This window comes from Sorangium sp. So ce1014, from assembly GCF_051521505.1.
GTDB lineage: Bacteria > Myxococcota_A > Polyangia > Polyangiales > Polyangiaceae > Sorangium.
Map to the genome: position 1 here is coordinate 12,040,357 of NZ_CP150356.1, position 19,018 is coordinate 12,059,374.

A 19,018-nucleotide genomic window follows, 5' to 3' on the forward strand; every position below is an offset into this window, starting at 1 on the left:
TATGGACGGTCAATCGCGCCTCGACGAGGGCAGCTGTGGCACCCGCGGCGTGCATGCCGAACAGGCACAGATGCATTCACGAATGCCTCGATGCCGGCATGGATGGGGCGTTCAGCATGAGCTCGGCTCTTGACCCGCGATGCAGCGCCATGGCACTGCTGTTCGCCAGGGAGGCTGCCATGGCGGCGATTCCGCGATGTGTGCTCCGGGCGTTCATCCCGCTCTTGATGTTTCTCGCTTGCGTGCTCGCGCAGGGGGGATGCCAGTGTGTGCGCGGCGATCCGCCCCTGGAGCCGCCCCATGGCCTCATCGCCTGCCGGACCCAGCGCGCGCACGGCCCTGCCACGTCCCGCCCCGCGCCGGCGGTCGAGACCGTCGCCGCCGGCACCCTCCCGGGGACGTTCTCCGTCACGAGCACCGGGGAGGCCGTGTACACCATGGAGTTGGCTACCGTGCCCTCCCGCGCGGGCATGGGACCTCGGCTCCAGCTCGTCTTTCGCAGCGATGGAAGCGACGGCGTACTCGGCGCCGGCTTCTCCATCGCAGGGCTCTCCGCGATCACGCGATGTCCGAAGAGCCTCGCGCAAGACGGCGAGATCCGCGGCGTGCGGTACGACGGCGAGGACAAACTCTGCCTCGACGGCCAGCGCCTCGTCCCCGTGGGAGAGGGACCGGGAACCATCGAGTACCGGACGTTCCCGGAGACCTTCGTCAAGGTGGTCGGGCACTACCCTCCGGAGGGCGGTGCGCCCGCCGAAGCGCTCTTCTTCGAGGCCTACCTGCCGAATGGCCGCGTCGTCGAGTACGGGCGCACCGAGGGCAGCAAGCCGTTCGCGCGGGGTGGCGTCCCGCGCGCGTGGCTCGCGGAAAAGGTCCGTGACGGCCGGGGCAACGCCATGACGTACGCATATTGCCTCGCCGAGGCCGAGACCGAGACCGAGGACGGCCATGCCGCCGAGTACGCGGTGGATGAGATCCGCTACACGAGCTTCGAGGGCACGCCGTCGCTCGCGCCTTCCCGGGCGGTGCGCTTCGTGTATGGCACCAAGGACCCGGCCGCTATTCGTACGGGCTACTCGGGCGGCATGGCGCTCCAGCGCTCGCTTCGCCTGGAGGAGATCCAGATGCTCGGTCCGGGCGACGCGCTGGTCCGGAGCTACGGATTCCGCTACGAGCTCAGCCCGACGACGACCCGGACGCTGTTGACTGAGGTCGAGGAGTGCGCGAGCGATCGGGTCTGCAAGCCTCCCACCCGCTTTCAGTACAGTCATGGGAAGCCGGGATTCAAGCGGCTGACGACGGATGTCGACAAGCCAGTCTCCGAGCTGGCGAGCCCGATGGTGTTCGACATCGACGCCGATGGGCTCGACGACCTCGTGATTCCGGACATTGTCGCGGGGCTCAGCACGCCGTCGAATCCGATCACCGCGTGGCGGGTGGCGCGAAACCTCGGGCCGGACAGCTCACCGACCTACCTCGCACCGGCGGAGCTCGCCTTCCTCGAGGATTGGCTGTTCGTCGCCGATCCGGCTGGTCCCTCCGACCCGGCCCTTCTCCAGCCCGAGCTCGGGACGGTCCTGGACTTCGACGACGATGGGCGGAGGGACGTCTTGCTTCACGATGCCTACGATGCCAAGACCACGTGGCATGTGCTCCTGTCCCGGCCGGACCGGACCTTCGCGCTTCATGACACGGGGATCCGCCGGCCGTTCCCGCTCGGGGTCACGCCCGCGCCGCCGAGCCTGAGCAGCCCCGGCGGCTCGATGCACCTCGCCGACCTGGACGGCGATGGCATGCCGGATCTCCTCCAGTGCGAGGACCACGACCGACTGGGGCAATCGCCGATCCCGGCCTCTTCCGTGTGGACCGTCCACCTCTGGCGGCCTGTGCGCGGCGCGACGCCCGCGGGATTCGACCCCACGGGCGAATCGATCGAGCTGCTCACCGGTTATCCCTGCGATACGGAGCTCCACACGCTCGACGTCGACGCCGACAGCAAGATCGATCTCATCGTGCCGTCCCTGCGGCGGTTCGGTGACGGGACGGTCCTCCTCGGAGAGAGCTACGACGCGATCATGCGCCGGGGCAACGGGCGCTGGGAGGTGATCGACACCGAGCTCCCCGTCGTGTGGGGTGGGGGCCGCGTCGTTTTCCTCGACGTGAATGGCGATGGCCTACCCGATGCCGTCGAATCCGGCTTCAGCCACCACGAGCTCATCACCTATCTCAACACCGGACCGACGTTCGTGGCCTCGTCGTTCCGGACCGTGAGCGCGTTCAGCTTCGGCGATTTGCTGGGTTTGTCGGATCAAGATGCGTTCTTCCGGTTCGCCGTGCCGCTCGACTTCAATGGCGACGGGCGGCAGGATCTCCTCACGCCCGTCCCACCAGGCATGCTGCTGGGCGGCTCCGACGCGCTCCCGTCCTGGGCCGTCCTGCAGGCGACCGGCGACCGCGCGGGGCCGCCGTTCAAGCTCGTCGATGCAGGGGTGCCGTTCGCGGCCAGCCTCGGCGATGCCGTCACGCTGGCCGATCCGCACGGGGCGCGCACCGGAGACGTCAATGGGGACGGCGCCCAGGACGTGATCCTGCCGCTCGGCGGCGTGTTCAACATCTTCCAGAACCTCTCGGCCGATCAGGATCTCCTCGTCGCGGTCTCCGACGGGATGAACGCGCACGACCCGACCGAGCCGGACTTCGTGCCCAACGTGAGCATCTCCTACGGCCACCTGACCGATGCGTCGGTCACGAGCGGAGGCGCAGCGGAGGAGGATCCGGACCGGAGGAGCGCGCTCTATCTCGCCCGTTCCGGCGCGGCGGACGACTGCGGCTATCCGCGGCGCTGCATCGTGGGCCCTCGGCGGGTGGTCAGCGGGTACGCCCTCAACAATGGCGCGGACCGACCGCGGCGCTTCGAGGTCAGCTACCGGGACGGGCGCTATCACCGGCTCGGCCGCGGATTTCTCGGGTTCGGGGAGCGGAACGTCACCGATCTGGATACGGGCGCCGCGAGGAGCGACGTCTACGACCATGTCACCTTTGACGACGAGCTGCAGGTCTTCCCCTTCGCAGGGCACGTCCGACGGACGTGGCGCTGGGCTCCTGGGCTGCCGAGTCAGCCCAGCCCGGAGCAGATCGAGCTCTCGTTCGTCGACGTGAAGCGGACGGTCGTTCCGACGAACGACGGCGCGACGTACTTCACGCTGCCGACCGAGCGCCGGGTGAGGCGAGCGCAAGGGGTCTATCCTCCCCCGAGCGGCGCGATGCCCTCGCTCGAGACGTACGTGCGTCAGGTCGAGGGCGGAGGCGGCGGCGCGATGCTGCTGCGCGACTCGGTGTCGAAGGTGGCGGAGTTCGACGAGTTCGGCAACGTGCGCGCCGAGGAGGCCTCGACGGGCGGCGTCGACCTCACGCTCAACGTCACGCGGACGTTCAAGAACGACACCGAGCGCTGGGTCCTCGGCCAGCTCGAGACGCAGGAGGAGTGCAGCGCGGCGGCGGGGCTGTCGCAGTGCCGGACCCTCACGCGAACGACGACGATCCACGGCGAGGTCGACACCGAGTCGACCGAGAGCGACGACGGCCTGCCCGACACGAAGCTGTCGCTCACGTACACGCGCGATGAATTCGGGAACATCACCGGCGTCACGGCGGAGGACGCCTTCGGCCACAAGCGTACATCCACCACGGAGCTCGACGAGGAGGGCCTGTTCCCCGAGAAGTACGTGAACGCGGCCGAGCACACGACGATCGTGGAGTACGACGACGCGCTCGGCGTGCTCCTCAAGCGGGTCGACCCGAATCAGCTCGTCACGGAGTGGAAGTACGACGGCTTCGGGCGCCTCGGCATCGAGACGCGCCCGGACGGCACCACGACGACGGTCACGCTCTCGCGCACAAAGGACGGCGGCCCGAGCCAGGATGCCTGGCGCGTGATGCAGCAGAGCACGACGACCGGCGGCGCCGACGACACGGTGGAGTACGACAGCCTCGGCCGCCCGATCCGGTCGTGGTGGTACGGGCCCGAGCCGGAACCGTCGCAGGGCTGGGGCGAGGCGAAGCGCATCCTGCAAGAGATCGAGTACGACGCGCTGGGCGAGCACATCGCGCGGCGCTCGGTACCGGTCAGCGAAGATACGCCCGAGAGCGAGCGGCTGTATGACCGCTACGAGCACGACGCCGTGGGCCGCGAAGTGCGCCATACGACGCCGTGGAACGCGGTCACGACGGCCGAGTACGACGGCTTGCTCGCGCGCGTCACCGACCCGCTCGATCACGTGACCGTGACCGAGCAGGATCCGCTGGGGCGAACCGAGTCCATCACCGATGCGGCCGGCGGGATCACCCGCTATAGTTACGGCCCGTTCGGCATGCTGCACACGGTCACCGATCCAGGCGGCGCGGTGACGCGCACGACGCGCGACGCGTTCGGCCGCGTCCGGCAGCTCGACGACCCCGATCGGGGCACGACGCTTTCGATTCATGACGGCTTCGGCGAGCCGATGTCACAGGCCGATGCGCTCGGACGCGAGATCACGTGGACGTACGACGCGCTCGGCCGACCCGACACGCGCGTGGATCAGCTCGGCGCCGAGCTTCTGACGACGAAGTGGACCTGGGACACCGCGGCGCACGGGCTCGGCAAGCTCCACAGGCTCGCGAGCCCCGATGGCGACAAGACGTACGGATACACCCGCTTCAGCCAGACCGAGACGATCACGCTCCGCATCGATGGAGAGGGCGCTCCCCTGGAAGCCAAGCTGGGCTACGACGATCTCGGCCGGATCGATACGGTCACGTATCCTGCGCCTTCCGGCGCGGCGTCGTTCGTGGTGGCCCACGACCACGACCCGCATGGCCATGTGCTCGCCGTGCGCGACAGCCAGACGAACGCCGCGTACTGGCGCTTGACGGACGTGGACAGCGCGGGGCGCTTCCGGGAGGAGGTGTTCGGCAACGGCGCGGTCACGGAGCGGAGCTACCTCGCCGACAAGCAGCGCCTGAGACACATGGTGACGCAGAGCAGCGCGGGCGAGGTGCAAGACCTGGACTATGGTTACGACGATCGCCTGAATCTCACCCACCGCACCGACGCGCTCCAGTCCCAGAACACGACGGAGCGCTTCCGGCACGACGCGATCCACCGGCTGACCTGCGCGTACTTCGGCGAGGTGGAGAGCGCGTCGGCGCCCTGCGCGCTCCGCTACGACTACGCGCCGAACGGTAATCTCACCTTCAAGTCGGACGTCGGAACGCTTGTCTACGACGACCCGCTGCACCCGCACGCGGTCACCGGCGCGGGAACGGACAGCTTCTCTTATGACGCGCTCGGAAATCAGATCGCGCGCCCCGGCGGCACGACCGTGCGCTATACGCCATTCGACCTGCCGGAGCGCATCACGCAGGGCACGAGCACCGTCACGTTCGCCTACGACGGCGACCAGCAGCGGATCCGCAAGACCACGCCGGACAAGGAGACGCTCTACTTCGGCGATCTGTACGAGCGGGTCACCGAGGCGGCGTCGGGCACGGTAGAGCATCGGTACCACGTCCACTCGCCGGAGCGCGTGGTGGCGATCGTGACCCGGGGAGGCCCGGACGACGGCACGCGGTACGTGCATGTCGACCACCTCGGCTCGGTTGATGCGCTCACCGACGAGGACGGCGACGTGATCGAGCGGCGGAGCTACGACCCGTTCGGGCAGCGGAGAAACCCCGTGTGGGGAGAGCGTGCGCCGGCGTCGTTCTCCAGCGAGACGACGCAGGGGTTCACGGGGCATGAGAGCGACGACGAGCTCGGGCTCGTGAACATGAAGGGCAGGATGTTCGATCCCAGGATCGGGCGGTTCTTGACGACGGACCCCATCGTGTCGATTCCGTCCTTCGGGCAGAGCTGGAATCCGTACAGCTATGTGCTGAACAACCCGCTCGCATACGTCGACCCGAGCGGCTTTCAGGGAGCGCTCCCGGAGGACGGGGCTGCCGGCGCGGAGTTCAGGTGGGAAGTACTCGACCTGGCGCCGCTCGGACTCGATCTGCGCGTCGTCCCATCGCCGAAGCAGGAGGCGCGCTCCGACGCCGATACAAACACCATGGCTGCCGAGACGGGCGGCGCCGTGCCGCCGATCGACGTCAGCACGACCGGAAGCGCGTCCGGGTACGTGCCGCAGCCGGTGACCACGGCGCCGATCGACTGGTCGCAGAACCCCTATGTCCAGCTCGAGGGAGGGTTCGTCGCCGGCTTGCTGCTCGGGGCCGTTCCTTTCGCCGGCGTGGGTCATCAGCTGCTGGACGCCGCCGGCGTGCTGGCCCATGGGACGCCGGAAGCCAGGATGGGCCTGGCCATCGGGCAGATCGTCGGCGGGATTGCCCTGACGCTCGGGGGCTTGACGGGGGAAGTCTTCGGCGGCGTCACGAGCGCCACCGGAATCGGCGCGACGATCGGTGTGCCCGCGATCGCGGTCTCGACCGGGCTTGTCGTCGGTGGGGTCGGCAATATCGCGGCGGGGATCCAGGGGCTGTCGCAGGCGATGATGTCAAGCGGGTCGGGCAGCACGCGCCCGCAGGGGACGGCGCCCACCGTAACGGGCGCAGTCCCCAGAGGCGGAACTTACGTCCTTCGCGACCCGGCGACCGGGCAGGTGATGCGCACCGGGCGGACGAATGATCTCGCAAGGAGAGCGGCGGAGCACGGTCGAGATCCTGCGGTGCGAGACCTCAGATTCGAACCAGTGCACAGAACCGATGTCTATGCAGAGCAACGAGGCTTGGAGCAGATGTTGCAGCAAACGTATCAGCCACCGCTGAACCGGATCAGTCCAATTAGTCCGCAAAACCCCGGGCTCCAAAAGTACCTAAACGCAGCCAGGCTCTTCCTGGAGAGGCAATGAGACAGATCGTCGATGAAGGCACATGGTTCGCAGTTCCTTTACGTTCACGAGGGTTTGCGATTGGCGTGGTCGCACGAACCTCATCAGGCGGCGGAGTTGTGCTGTCGTACTTTTTTGGTGACGTATGGGAGCAGCCACCGCCACTGAAGGACGTTAAGCGCCTTAGGTCTGAGTCTGCCGTTCGGATCTTGCGAGTTGGAGACCTTGGCTTAATTGACGAAACTTGGCCTGTGATTGGGCGCGATCCAGACTGGCAACGCAGCGAATGGAAGGTGCCGGAGTTCCTCCGAAGGGACGAGCTCTCGCGAAAAGCATGGAAAGTGGCATATTCTGATTGTGACGCAAATGTCGTGGTTTCCGAGGTCCGGACGGCGTATGAAGAGACTGGTCTCGAACGTGATGCTGTCCTCGGAGCTGGTGCAGCTGAGATCGTGCTCACGAGATTGCTTGCCGCTCCGTGAGGTGAGGCATCCGGTAGAGCGTCGGCTTTACCGTACGTCCGCTCACCGAAGCGTGTGGTCGCTATCATAACCCCGGGAGGCTCGGACGACGGCACCCGTTACGTGCATGTCGATCACCTCGGCTCCGTCGATGCGCTCACCGACGAGGACGGCGACGTGATCGAGCGGCGGAGCTACGACCCGTTCGGGCAGCGGAGAAACCCCGTGTGGGGAGAGCGTGTGCCGGCGTCGTTCTCCAGCGAGACGACGCAGGGGTTCACGGGGCACGAGAGCGACGACGAGCTCGGGCTCGTGAACATGAAGGGCAGGATCTTGGATCCCAGGATCGGGCGGTTCTTGACGACGGACCCCATCGTGTCGATTCCGTCCTTCGGGCAGAGCTGGAATCCGTACAGCTACGTGCTGAACAACCCGCTCGCGTACGTCGACCCGAGCGGCTTTCAGGAAGCGCTCCCGGAGGACGGGGCTGCCGGCGCGGAGTTCACTTCGGACGAGCTCGGCCTGCCGCCGATCGAAATCGAGCTGGTCCTTCCATCCTCGGCGCGCGGGGCGCGCTCCGACGCCGAACCAAACACCATGGCTTCCGAGACGGGCGGCGCCGTGCCGCCGATCGACGTCAGCACGACCGGAAGCGCGTCCGGGTACGTGCCGCAGCCGGTGACCACAGCGCCGATCGACTGGTCGCAGAATCCCTATGTCCAGGTCGAGGGAGGGTTCGTCGCCGGCTTGCTGCTCGGGGCGGTTCCTTTCGCCGGCGTGGGTCACGAGCTGCTGGACGCCGCCGGCGTGCTGGCTCATGGGACCCCGGAGGCCAGGATGGGGCTGGCCATCGGGCAGATCGTCGGTGGGATCGCCCTCACGATCGGGGGCTTGACGGGGGAAGTCTTCGGTGGCGTCACGAGCGCCACCGGAATCGGCGCGGCGGTCGGTGTGCCTGCGATCGTGGTGTCAACCGGACTCGTCGTCGGTGGGGTCGGCAACATCGCGGCGGGGCTCCAGGGGCTGTCGCAGGCGATGATGTCGCAAGGGTCGGGCAACACGGGCCCGCAGGGGATGGTGCCCGCTGGAGAGGGACCCACTACCCTCAAACCGGGTCCGTTCGCGAAGGAGTCGATACCCGCCCATCGAGGTCGGCCAACCGCCAGCGAGCAGAAGCAAGTCAATGCACTAATGGGAAAGCATGGCTGCCATACCTGTGGTACCAAGGACCCGGGAACGAAGAGCGGCAATTCTATTGCCGACCATCAACCGCCACAGGCACTTGACGAACCAAAGGTATTTCTTCCACACTGCAATCACTGCAAAGCGCGTCAAGGTGGTGAGGTTCTACGAGAGCTAAGAAGAAGGTAATGAACAATGGGAACGACAACATATTCCCCTCCGCATCCCATCCTCTTCGTCTTCGATCCATCAAACAGTAGCATGGATGTGCCTGTGTATGATCCCGGACAGGTAGTCTCTTTCAACGCCTCCTGCGTCTCGGTTCGCACGATGGCGGATGTCGACGGCGATGTAACCGTGACTCTTGCGGCAGATCTCCCGTCTGAAACCATTACAGGCAGCACAGAAGTGTTTCGTGGGGTCATTGATACTCCCGGCGGAAAAGTGGCGCTAGTTACGTCCGAGAACCGAGCGTTGCTTGAGATGAATATCAATCGTCGTCGAGTGCCTGTCAGAGTATTGGTAGATGACGAGATGCACCCAGCCAGAATATGGGTCGAGCTCCTTGACACTGCTCCAGGCGTTCCTTAACCTGCCGGTCAGCGGGAGCACGCCCGAGCGCGAGAGGCTGTACGACCGCTACGAGCACGACGCCGTGGGCCGCGAAGTGCGCCATACGACGCCGTGGAACGCGGTCACGACGGCCGAGTACGACGGCTTGCTCGCGCGCGTCACCGACCCGCTCGATCACGTGACCGTGACCGAGCAGGATCCGCTGGGGCGAACCGAGGCCATCACCGATGCGGCCGGCGGGATCACCCGCTATGGTTACGGCCCGTTCGGCATGCTGCACACGGTCACCGATCCAGGCGGCGCGGTGACGCGCACGACGCGCGACGCGTTCGGCCGCGTCCGGCAGCTCGACGACCCCGATCGGGGCACGACGCTTTCGATTCATGACGGCTTCGGCGAGCCGATGTCACAGGCCGATGCGCTCGGACGCGAGATCACGTGGACGTACGACGCGCTCGGCCGACCCGACACGCGCGTGGATCAGCTCGGCGCCGAGCTTCTGACAACGAAGTGGACCTGGGATACCGCGGCGCACGGGATCGGCAAGCTCCACAGGCTCGCGAGCCCCGATGGCGACAAGACGTACGGATACACGCGCTTCAGCCAGACCGAGACGATCACGCTCCGCATCGATGGAGAGGCCGCTCCCCTGGAAGCCAAGCTGGGCTACGACGAGCTCGGCCGGATCGATACGGTCACGTATCCTGCGCCTTCCGGCGCGGCGTCGTTCGTGGTGGCCCACGACCACGACCCGCATGGCCATGTGCGCGCCGTGCGCGACAGCCAGACGAACGCCGCGTACTGGCGCTTGACGGACGTGGACAGCGCGGGGCGCTTCCGGGAGGAGGTGTTCGGCAATGGCGCGGTCACGGAGCGGAGCTACCTCGCCGACAAGCAGCGCCTGAGGCACATGGTGACGCAGAGCGGCGCGGGCGAGGTGCAAGACCTGGACTATGGTTACGACGATCGCCTGAATCTCACCCACCGCACCGACGCGCTCCAGCCCCAGAACACGACGGAGCGCTTCCGGCACGACGCGATCCACCGGCTGACCTGCGCGTACTTCGGCGAGGTGGAGAGCGCGTCGGCGCCCTGCGCGCTCCGCTACGACTACGCGCCGAACGGTAATCTCACCTTCAAGTCGGACGTCGGAACGCTTGTCTACGACGACCCGCTGCACCCGCACGCGGTCACCGGCGCGGGAACGGACAGCTTCAGTTATGACGCCGTCGGCAATCAGAGCGCGCGCCCCGGCGGCACGACCGTGCGCTATACGCCGTTCGACCTGCCGGAGCGCATCACGCAGGGCACGAGCACCGTCACGTTCGCCTACGACGGCGACCAGCAGCGGATCCGCAAGACCACGCCGGACAAGGAGACGCTCTACTTCGGCGATCTGTACGAACGGGTCACCGGGGCGGCGTCGGGCACGGTAGAGCATCGGTACCACGTCCACTCGCCGGAGCGCGTGGTGGCGATCGTGACCCGGGGAGGCTCGGACGACGGCACCCGTTACGTGCATGTCGATCACCTCGGCTCGGTCGATGCGCTCACCGACGAGGACGGCGACGTGATCGAGCGGCGGAGCTACGACCCGTTCGGGCAGCGCAGGAACCCCGTGTGGGGAGAGCGTGTGCCGGCGTCGTTCTCCAGCGAGACGACGCAGGGGTTCACCGGGCACGAGAGCGACGACGAGCTCGGGTTCGTGAACATGAAGGGCAGGATCTTGGATCCCAGGATCGGGCGGTTCTTGACGACGGACCCCATCGTGTCGATTCCGTCCTTCGGGCAGAGCTGGAATCCGTACAGCTACGTGCTGAACAACCCGCTCGCATACGTCGACCCGAGCGGCTTTCAGGGAGCGCTCCCGGAGGACGGGTCTCGCTCACCGCTGCCGGCCGGCGCGGAGTTCAGTTTGGAAGTGCTCGACCTGTCGCCGATCGGACTCGAGCTGATCGTCGTCCCGTCCTCGGAGCACGAGGCGCGCGCCGACGCCGATACCAAGACCATGGCTGCCGAGGCGGGCGGCGCCGTGGCGCCGATCGACGTCAGCACGACCGGAAGCGCGTCCGGGTACGTGCCGCAGCCGGTGACCACGGCGCCGATCGACTGGTCGCAGAACCCCTATACCCAGCTCGAGGGGGGGGGTCGTCGCCGGGTTGCTACTCGGGGCAGTTCCTTTCGCCGGCGTGGGTCATGAGCTGCTGGACGCCGCCGGCGTGCTGGCCCATGGGACGCCGGAAGCCAGGATCGGGCTGGCCATCGGTCAGATCGTCGGCGGGATTGCCCTCACGCTCGGGGGCTTGACGGGGGAGGCCTTCGGGGGCATCTCGAGCGCCACCGGAATCGGCGCCACGATCGGTGTGCCTGCGATCGTGGTGTCGACCGGGCTCGTCGTCGGTGGGGTCGGGAACATCGCGGCGGGGCTCCAGGGGCTGTCGCAGGCGCTGATGTCGAGCGGGTCGGGGAATAAGGACCCGCAGGGGACAGCGCCCGCCGCAGGGGGTGTAGCAAAGCGGCCTGGCAGTTTCCGGAAGGGTACTGTTCAGGATGCGTGGGACTCTGCCGCCGAAGGACCCAGCGGCGGAAGGCTGTGCCCAACATGCAGTAAGGAGGTGAAGGTCCCACCCGGAAAGCGCACACGCGAGGCACCGCGCGACTGGGATGTGGACCACCAGCCTCCGTGGAGCACGAGGGACCAGGCTGGCAGGACACGCAAGGAAGTGCTCGACGGCTACAACACGGGCACGCGCCTCGAGTGTCCGACATGCAACCAAAGTCGGGGAGCGAGGCATGCAGAATGACATACTCCGTTGACCAACACTTAGAGCGCTACTTGGGTCCAATGGCCCAGGGTTGGGTTGGCGAGTTGGCCGGTGTTCAGGTTTGCCTGTTCGAGGAGCATCCCACTACGGGCACGGTGACATACGCGACGCTTGGGCTGAGTCGGCACATCCTGGAGATGCCACGAGGACGTGAAGTTCGTCAGGAACTGCTTTTCTCCGTTTCGCGCCGCTTCGCGGACGACGACCTCGCGAAATTCCTCGCGTACGTTGCCGAGGGACTCGTTCGGGAGCACCGTGCCTTCCTTCGCGGGCAGGTGCTGCCCCTAGGTCATGCCGTTGCTCGCGGGTCTCGCTGCACCAGCCTATACGTCGCACTACCAGTCGTGTTTCCTGACGAACTGGCTACTTGCGCCGATACGCAGCCCCCCACCGTGTTCGCCTGGCTCATTCCGGTTCATGCCGCGGAGGCCGAACTCGTAACTCGCCTCGGATGGAACGAGTTTGAAGATCGACTCGAGCGTACAGATCCCGACCTCTTCGACCTTGAACGTCCACCCGTCGTGTAAAGCGGTCGGCGTGGACTGCTGAAGCTCACCGGCGAGCGCCGCACGCCGTTGATGCGCTGGGCAGTGAGTGCTGCGACCACCGGTCGTTCGGGTGCCGTCCGCATCGACCCGCGTGTGTGCGTTGCCGCTCGGCTCTACCTACGCGGAAGCCGAGCCCGCTCGCGAGCGAGGTCGACCATGGCTGCTGGCTCGACCCCTACGCCGAATGCCAGCGGTAGGCCGACCAGCCGGCCGATCGCCTCGTAGTTCACCCGGGCCGCCATCTCGTTGCCGACCGCGATGGCGCGGGTGAGAGCTTCGGCGAGCGAGGCGACCACGGCGGCCCGGGGTGACGGGTCAGCAGGCGGGAGGTCCGCGATCTCGGGGGGCTCGTGGCATCGGTGCTCAGCGTGGGCGATCACCCGCTCTTGAAGCACATCGGCGAGCGACGAGGGCCGCTGGATCCATCACGCCGCCCGCCGGAGCCCCGCGTCCTCGACCAGCCGGGGCACCCAGTCCTCCGCGCCGATGGAGCGCATGTGGATGCCCGAGAGCCCCGGGATGTCGCGGAGCCCCCGGACGAGCTCCAGCGTGATCCGGTAGCTCTCCCCCTCGGCGTCGCCGCTCTGGCGCACGCGCTCGATCAGGTGTTCCGGGACCACGAGGCCCGGCACCTTCTGCAGGAAGCTCAGCCGATCCACGCCGGCGAACGGGAAGATCGCCGCGATGAAGTGCGCGCGCTCGTGGAACCCGCGCTCGACCACCGCCGCCATCCAGCGGCGCATCGACGCGAGCTCGAACACCGCCTGCACCTGGATGAAGCTCGCGCCCGCGTCGATCTTCGCGCTGAGCCGGTCCATCGCCCCGGCGATCGCCTGCTCCGCGCACGGGAAATCGATGGTCCCCACGTGGAAGTAGGGCGCCGGCGAGATGACGTCTCCGTTGAAGAGCTTCCCCTCGCGCGTCAGCCGGCGGGTCAGCTCGATCGCCGCGAAGCTGTCGACGTCGCTCACCTCCTTGGCGTCGGGATCCGAGCCAATGGCGCACGGATAACCGCCCAGGACGATGATGTTCGAGAGCCCGAGCGCCGCCATCCCGAGGAGGTCGCCCTGGAGGGCGATCTTGTTCTTGTGGCGGAGCGAGAACTGGAGCACCGGCTCGAGCCCCTCCTGCTTCACGAAATGGCCGACGGCCATGTTGGCGCAGCGCGCCTGGGAGAGCAGGTGATCGTTGATCTGCACCACATCGACATGCCCCGCCATGTTCCGGGCGTGTTTCAGCAGTTTTTCCAGGTCGTGGTGACGCGGGGGCGTCAGCTCGGCGGACACGAGGAAATGGCGCTCGCTGAGGAGGCGCTCCATCTTCGATTTCGACACCATCGACTGCTCCTTCCGTCACTCGACGAACCTGAGGACCCGGACCTTGGCCCCGCTCTGGCCGTGGAATCGCGCGGCCGTGCTCGCGATGCGCGCCGCCTCCGCCCGCGCCAGGTTGCAGGGGAACCCGTACTTCTTGAACACCCGCTCGCTCGCGAGCTCGAGCGCCTTCCGGCAACGCGACACGAAATCGTCGATTGTGTAGCTCTCCCCGACGTCGAGGTGCTCTTTCACGACGAGCGACGGAGAGTAACAGACCTGGTGCTCGCCGCCCGGCCACTCGATCACGAAGCGCATCTCCGGCATACGTCGCTCTAGCTCCGGCGGGATCCCAGGAACTCGCGGTAGACGCCGGCCGCGATGCGCGCCGAGCGCTCCCACGTGTACCGCGCCGCGGCCTCGAGGGCCGCGGCGCGCAGGCGCCGCCTCACGCCTTCCTCCAGGATAGCCTCCATCGCGCGCGCGAGATCCTCTGTTCTCGAGGGATCGACGAGCAGCGCGCTCTCGCCGTCTCGGAGGAACTCGGTGAAGGGAGGTTGAGCAGAGCTCACCACCGGCGCGCCCGAGGCCATCGCCTCGAGCAGGACGAGCCCGAACCCCTCGCGGACGGACGGGAAGACGAACGCGTCGGCCAGGCGGTAGAGCGGCGGGATCAGCGCGTCGGGGAGCACGCCCGCCAGGACGAGCGGCGGCGGCGCGCCCGCCGGCGACGCGCCCGCCGGCCACACGCCGTGCTCCCGCGCGAGCGCCTCGAACTCGCGCTGGTAGGGCGCGTAATCGAACAGCGTCTCTCCGCCCGCGATGATCAGCTGGGCTCCGGGCAGCCGCCTCCGCACCGACAGGAACGCCTTGAGCAGGCCGATCGAGTTCTTGCGCGGCTCGACGCCGCCGACGGTCACGTAGAGCGGCGACCCCGTGGCGTGGAGCCGCGCCCGGAGCTCGGCGTCCCGTCCGTCCGGCGCCGGCGAGTAGCGCCGCAGGCTCACGCCGTTCGGGAGGATCGCCGCGTCGACGCCGAGATCGGCCCGGAGCGTCCTCCGCCACGCCTCGCTGACGACGAGGCACGCGTCCGCCTCGAGCACGGAGCGCTCCTGGCAGGCGCGCAGGTACGGGCTGTCGTAGTCGTCGAGGTGGTGCACCGTCCGGAGGAAGTGGGGGACGCGCCCCTCGGCGCGCAGGGCCGCGAGCGCGTTCGCGCTGATGCAGTCCTGGGAGTGCCAGATGTCGTGCCGCGCCCCGAGGCGGCGCAGCCCGACCTCGAGCTCCGCGATGCGCTGCCTCACGACCGCGTCGATCCCCGCCGGCGGGGGCGCGGCGGGCACGAGGACGGCGGGGCAGCGCGGCGGCCTGTAGAAGCCGCCCTCGTCCTTGTTCAGCGCGTAGATGCAGACCTCCACGCCGAGGTCGTGGAGCGCCTCGGCGAGCTCCACCGTGTGCACGACGCCGCCGCGCGGCTTCGTCGAGTAGGTGAGGAGAGCGACCGAGAGCGGCGCGCCGGTGGCGGCGCCGGCGCTCGTCGCGCCGTCTGAAGCGCCGGCGCTCATCGCGCGCCCTCGCCCGCGAACCCGGTGAGCGGCTCGGCGGCGAGGTCCCAGAGCGTCTGCCGCTCGCCGGCGGCCTCGAGGGTGAGCCGCCGCGAGCCGTCGACGGCGCCGACCGCCGCGCTCGCGATGCCCCGCCGCGCGAACGCCGAGAGCACCTCGCCGGCGGCGTCGGGGCGCACGCTCAGCAGGAAGCCGTAGCTCGGGAACGCGAGCAGCCAGCGCGCGATCGACAGATCGCGCACGTCGCCCGGCCGCGGGACGGCGGCGAGGTCGAGCACCGCGCCGGCGCCGGACGTCTCCAGGAGCATGAGCAGCGTCCCCGCGACGCCGCCCATGCTGATGTCCTTGCCCGCGTCGCAGAGGCCCGCCTCGGCGAGGGCGGGCAGGACCTCGAGGTCGCCGCGGAGCCGCGCCGGGTCCGTCCCCGTCGAGGCGTCCCAGAAGGGGTGCTCCGCGTGCATCTTGCCGCGCAGGTCGATCGCCGCGACGAGCACGTCGCCGGGGCGCGCCGCGAAGCTCGTGATGAGCCGCCGCGCGCGCCCCGCGATGGCCACGGCGAGGGCGTTGTAGGGGCTGCGCGCGCTCGTATGACCTCCGACGATCGGCACCCCGTAGGCGCGCGACGCGGCGACCATGCCTTCCCAGACCGGCTCCAGCGCGCCGGCCGAGGTCCCCCAGACGACGTCGACCACGGCGATGGGGCGGCCGCCCATCGCGTAGATGTCGCTGATGTTGACCATCACGGCGCTGTAGCCCGCGAACCGCGGGTCGCCTTCGAGGAACGCCGGCCAGATCCCCTCGGCGGCGAGGAGCAGGTAGCCGTCTCCGTCGGGAATGGCCGCGCAGTCGTCGCCGAGCGCCGCGGGCCGGTCGGCCGCGCCGGTTGCGCTCTTGCCGGACAGGTGCCGCGCCGGGATCTGCACGTCCCGCTTCGCGAGGATGCCGAGCGCGCCCCGCAGCTGGGCCGCGACGCCGGCGAGCATCAGCGGAACCTCTGCCCGGGCAGCGGGCGGGGCTCGTCGCTCGGCGGGTAGCTCGCGAGATCGGCTTCCATCAGGTGGTGCGGGCGATCGCGGTGCGCCCGCTCCTCGAGCGAGCGCCAGCTCTGGCTCTCGAAGAACGGGACGTTGGCCGCCTGGACGAGCGCGAGGAACCGGTGGCACCCCCAGCCGTGGGCGGTGGTGACCGCCTTCTGCACGAGGCCGCGGCCGACCACGCCCTGCTTGCGGTGGGCGCGCTCGACGGCCAGCCGGCCGCCGTACCACAGGCCGGGCTCCGCCTCGTAGATGCGCACCGTGCCGACGACCGCCTCGCCCCCCGGCGCCCCGCGCTGCACGGCGGCGATGGGGAACGCGGAGGCGTCCCAGTCGTCCTCGTCGGTCGTCTTAAACAGCCCTTGCTCGTCGCAGAAGATGGCCCGGCGCAAGCGGAGGTACGCCAGATACGTGTCCCTGCTCTGCACAAGCTCGAAGCTGTAATGTGGCGTCATCGGAGCTCTCCGAGGTTGATGTCCATGGCGCGCCGGCCTCCGGCGGCGCTGCGGCCCGGCCTTCTGCCTCGAAGCCCGAGAGCCCCGAGCAGGCGCCGCAGCGGGCGCAGCCCGCCTTCACGTCGGTCGAGCGCAGCCCCGACCGCGCGAGCAGCGGGCCGATGTGCGCGTAGAGCGCCCGCATGAAGTCCCCCGAGGGCGGCCCGCGATCGGCCGCGGGCGTCCCCGGGATGGGCACGAGCGGGACGAGGAATGGATAGACCCCCATCGCGATGAGCCGCTCGCTCGCGTCGCGCAGCGAAGACAGCGAGTCGCCGAGCCCCGCGATGAGGTAGGTCGACACCTGCCCGCGCCCGAACACGCGCACGGCGGCCTCGAACGCCTCGAAGTACCGGGCCACGCTGACCTCGGCCTTGCCCGGCATCGCGGCCGCGCGCACCTCGTCCTCGACCGCCTCGAGGTGCATGCCCAGGCTGTCGACGCCGGCCGCGCGCATCCGCTCGAACCAGGCGAAATCGTCGGGCGGCTCGCACTGCGCCTGCACCGGCAGGTCGACGCGCGCCTTGATGCCGCGCGCGCAGTCGGCGAGGTGCGCCGCCCCGCGATCGGCCGACCGCGGCGTGCCCGTGGTCAGCGTCACGTGCCGCACCCCGTCGAGCCGCGCCGCCGCCTCGGCGACCTCGCCGAGCTGCTCCGGCGTCTTCTTCGCGGTGGTGCGCCCGGCCGCGAGCGACTGCCCTATCGCGCAGAACGTGCAGGCCTTCTCGCGCTCCGTGTACCGGATGCACGTCTGGAGCACCGTCGAGGCGAGCACGTCCGCCCCGTGCAACAGCGCGATCTTGGGGTAGGGGATGCCGTCCTCGGTCGAGAGGGCATAGAAGCGCGGCGCCTTCACGAGGGTGATCGGCGCGAGCTCCCTGCCGTCCCGCTCGACGGTCCCCGCCCCGTCGCGCCCGAGCCGCGCCACGAACGGCGACGCCGCGGCCTGGTCGGTGTGGATCGGGATCATCACGGTGGCGCCGCGGAGCGTCGCCGCCACGTGCTGGGTCGGCCCCGCCCCGCCGCGGCGCGAGGTCCACGCCGCGCGTCGGCCCTCACCCTCGCCGGACGCGGGCTCCTGCTGTGTCGCGGCGCCCGCGCCGGGGGCGCCCTCGGGGGCTTCAGCCAGCCTCAGGCCGGACGACTGGAGCTCGGTGATCAGCGTCTGGGTATCCATGGTCCACCGCCGCAGGATCGAGGGAGGAGGCCTTGGGGCTGCCCGCGCCGATCGTTATCGAGCGCTCTGCCGTGTCCATCCAAAGCCGCAGCAAGTCGGGCCGGGCGTAATGCCCTGCCGCATCCATCATCCGCTTTCGCTTCGTGATCAGGGCGAAGTCGAGGTCCGCGACGGCCATCCCCTCGCCGTCGGTCACCGGCGGGCACGCGTGCGCGCCCTCCGGCGTCACGATCGCCGTCATGCAGCCGCCGCGCAGCGCGCCCTGCATCGGCTCGTTCGGCGCGATCTCCTGGACTTGCTCCGGCGTCAGGAAGGCCGTGGCGTTCACCACGAAGCAGCCCGACTCCAGCGCGTGGTGCCGGATGGTCACTTCCATCTGCTCGGCGAAGATGGGCCCGACCAGGGAGCCGGGGAACTGGCTGCAATGGATCTGCTCGTGCTGCGCGATGAGCGCGAACCGCGCGAGCGGGTTGTAGTGTTCCCAGCAGGCGAGCGCGCCGAGCCTCCCGACCGCGGTGTCCACGGTCCTGAGCCCCGAGCCGTCGCCTTGCCCCCAGATCATCCGCTCGTGGTAGGTCGGCGTGATCTTGCGCCGGTGGAGCACCAGGGCGCCGTCCCTGTCGAAGACGAGCTGCGCGTTGTACAGCGTCCCGTGATCGCGCTCGTTCACGCCGAGCACCACGACCACCCCGTGCGCGCGCGCGGCGGCCGCCACGGCCCGCGTCACCGGGCCGGGGACGGTGACCGCCTCGTCATAAAGGCGCATGTGCTCCTTCCCCATGGCGGGCGGCGGGAGCACGAAGGAGAAGTAGGGATAATACGGGACAACCGCCTCGGGGAAGACGCAGAGCTCGGCGCCCTCCTTCGCTGCCCTGGCGATCGCGGCGACGACTCGCTCGGTCGTCCCGTCTCGGCTGCCGATGACGGGACTGAGCTGCACCGCGGCTGCCCGGACTTTGCGGTTGTACTCCATGGAC

Annotated in this window: 13 protein-coding genes; 6 read left to right on the top strand and 7 right to left on the bottom strand. The window is 68.8% G+C overall.

The genetic code is table 11. The features are described from left to right. Nucleotides 1–179: 179 nt before the first annotated feature. From WME75_RS45385 to WME75_RS45410, 6 genes are all read left to right on the top strand, one after another. Nucleotides 180–6,890, top strand: a complete 6,711-nt coding sequence (locus tag WME75_RS45385) for an RHS repeat-associated core domain-containing protein (protein WP_437495064.1) — start codon at nt 180–182, stop codon at nt 6,888–6,890. Beyond that, entirely contained in the window at nt 6,887–7,351 is a 465-nt protein-coding gene (locus WME75_RS45390) for an Imm26 family immunity protein (RefSeq protein ID WP_437484567.1), read from the top strand. Before WME75_RS45385 ends, WME75_RS45390 begins: the two co-directional genes overlap by 4 nt. A gap of 102 nt (nt 7,352–7,453) precedes the next feature. After that, nucleotides 7,454–8,701, top strand: coding sequence for an RHS repeat-associated core domain-containing protein (locus WME75_RS45395; RefSeq protein WP_437484568.1), 1,248 nt, complete (start codon nt 7,454–7,456; stop codon nt 8,699–8,701). Between the two features lie 376 nt (nt 8,702–9,077). Next, nucleotides 9,078–11,285, top strand: a complete 2,208-nt coding sequence (locus WME75_RS45400) for an RHS repeat domain-containing protein (protein ID WP_437484570.1) — start codon at nt 9,078–9,080, stop codon at nt 11,283–11,285. Nucleotides 11,286–11,535: 250 nt separating this feature from the next. Beyond that, nucleotides 11,536–11,889: a GH-E family nuclease gene (locus WME75_RS45405; RefSeq protein WP_437495066.1), complete on the top strand. Its 354-nt coding sequence runs from the start codon at nt 11,536–11,538 to the stop codon at nt 11,887–11,889. Nucleotides 11,890–11,930: 41 nt separating this feature from the next. After that, nucleotides 11,931–12,437: a suppressor of fused domain protein gene (locus WME75_RS45410; RefSeq protein WP_437484572.1), complete on the top strand. Its 507-nt coding sequence runs from the start codon at nt 11,931–11,933 to the stop codon at nt 12,435–12,437. A gap of 446 nt (nt 12,438–12,883) precedes the next feature. Here WME75_RS45410 and WME75_RS45415 read toward each other — a convergent pair whose 3' ends face one another. The 7 genes from WME75_RS45415 to WME75_RS45445 are packed head-to-tail and all read right to left on the bottom strand — an operon-like array spanning nt 12,884 to nt 19,014. Continuing rightward, complete coding sequence (locus WME75_RS45415) at nt 12,884–13,795, bottom strand: methylenetetrahydrofolate reductase (protein ID WP_437484574.1); 912 nt, start codon at nt 13,793–13,795, stop codon at nt 12,884–12,886. 15 nt (nt 13,796–13,810) lie between these two features. Next, complete coding sequence (locus WME75_RS45420) at nt 13,811–14,098, bottom strand: MSMEG_0570 family nitrogen starvation response protein (RefSeq protein WP_437484576.1); 288 nt, start codon at nt 14,096–14,098, stop codon at nt 13,811–13,813. Between the two features lie 8 nt (nt 14,099–14,106). Next, nucleotides 14,107–15,336: an MSMEG_0565 family glycosyltransferase gene (locus WME75_RS45425; RefSeq protein WP_437484577.1), complete on the bottom strand. Its 1,230-nt coding sequence runs from the start codon at nt 15,334–15,336 to the stop codon at nt 14,107–14,109. Beyond that, nucleotides 15,333–16,319, bottom strand: a complete 987-nt coding sequence (locus WME75_RS45430) for a sll0787 family AIR synthase-like protein (RefSeq protein WP_437484579.1) — start codon at nt 16,317–16,319, stop codon at nt 15,333–15,335. The genes WME75_RS45425 and WME75_RS45430 overlap by 4 nt, the downstream gene beginning before the upstream one ends. Beyond that, complete coding sequence (locus WME75_RS45435) at nt 16,319–16,825, bottom strand: MSMEG_0567/Sll0786 family nitrogen starvation N-acetyltransferase (RefSeq protein ID WP_437484581.1); 507 nt, start codon at nt 16,823–16,825, stop codon at nt 16,319–16,321. Before WME75_RS45435 ends, WME75_RS45430 begins: the two co-directional genes overlap by 1 nt. Beyond that, complete coding sequence (locus WME75_RS45440) at nt 16,722–18,041, bottom strand: MSMEG_0568 family radical SAM protein (protein ID WP_437484582.1); 1,320 nt, start codon at nt 18,039–18,041, stop codon at nt 16,722–16,724. The genes WME75_RS45435 and WME75_RS45440 overlap by 104 nt, the downstream gene beginning before the upstream one ends. Then, a complete protein-coding gene (locus WME75_RS45445; protein ID WP_437484584.1) occupies nt 17,986–19,014 on the bottom strand; it encodes a Nit6803 family nitrilase in 1,029 nt (342 codons plus the stop codon). The genes WME75_RS45440 and WME75_RS45445 overlap by 56 nt, the downstream gene beginning before the upstream one ends. Between the last annotated feature and the right edge of the window lie 4 nt (nt 19,015–19,018).

What these genes read in the sequence shown, in the direction of transcription:
- WME75_RS45385 (WP_437495064.1), top strand. Translation starts at nt 180, where the DNA reads ATGGCGGCGATTCCGCGATGTGTGCTCCGGGCGTTCATCCCGCTCTTG.
- WME75_RS45425 (WP_437484577.1), bottom strand. Translation starts at nt 15,336, where the DNA reads ATGAGCGCCGGCGCTTCAGACGGCGCGACGAGCGCCGGCGCCGCCACC.
- WME75_RS45440 (WP_437484582.1), bottom strand. Translation starts at nt 18,041, where the DNA reads ATGGATACCCAGACGCTGATCACCGAGCTCCAGTCGTCCGGCCTGAGG.
- WME75_RS45405 (WP_437495066.1), top strand. Translation starts at nt 11,536, where the DNA reads ATGTCGAGCGGGTCGGGGAATAAGGACCCGCAGGGGACAGCGCCCGCC.
- WME75_RS45390 (WP_437484567.1), top strand. Translation starts at nt 6,887, where the DNA reads ATGAGACAGATCGTCGATGAAGGCACATGGTTCGCAGTTCCTTTACGT.
- WME75_RS45420 (WP_437484576.1), bottom strand. Translation starts at nt 14,098, where the DNA reads ATGCCGGAGATGCGCTTCGTGATCGAGTGGCCGGGCGGCGAGCACCAG.
- WME75_RS45430 (WP_437484579.1), bottom strand. Translation starts at nt 16,319, where the DNA reads ATGCTCGCCGGCGTCGCGGCCCAGCTGCGGGGCGCGCTCGGCATCCTC.
- WME75_RS45435 (WP_437484581.1), bottom strand. Translation starts at nt 16,825, where the DNA reads ATGACGCCACATTACAGCTTCGAGCTTGTGCAGAGCAGGGACACGTAT.
- WME75_RS45410 (WP_437484572.1), top strand. Translation starts at nt 11,931, where the DNA reads ATGGCCCAGGGTTGGGTTGGCGAGTTGGCCGGTGTTCAGGTTTGCCTG.
- WME75_RS45445 (WP_437484584.1), bottom strand. Translation starts at nt 19,014, where the DNA reads ATGGAGTACAACCGCAAAGTCCGGGCAGCCGCGGTGCAGCTCAGTCCC.
- WME75_RS45415 (WP_437484574.1), bottom strand. Translation starts at nt 13,795, where the DNA reads ATGGTGTCGAAATCGAAGATGGAGCGCCTCCTCAGCGAGCGCCATTTC.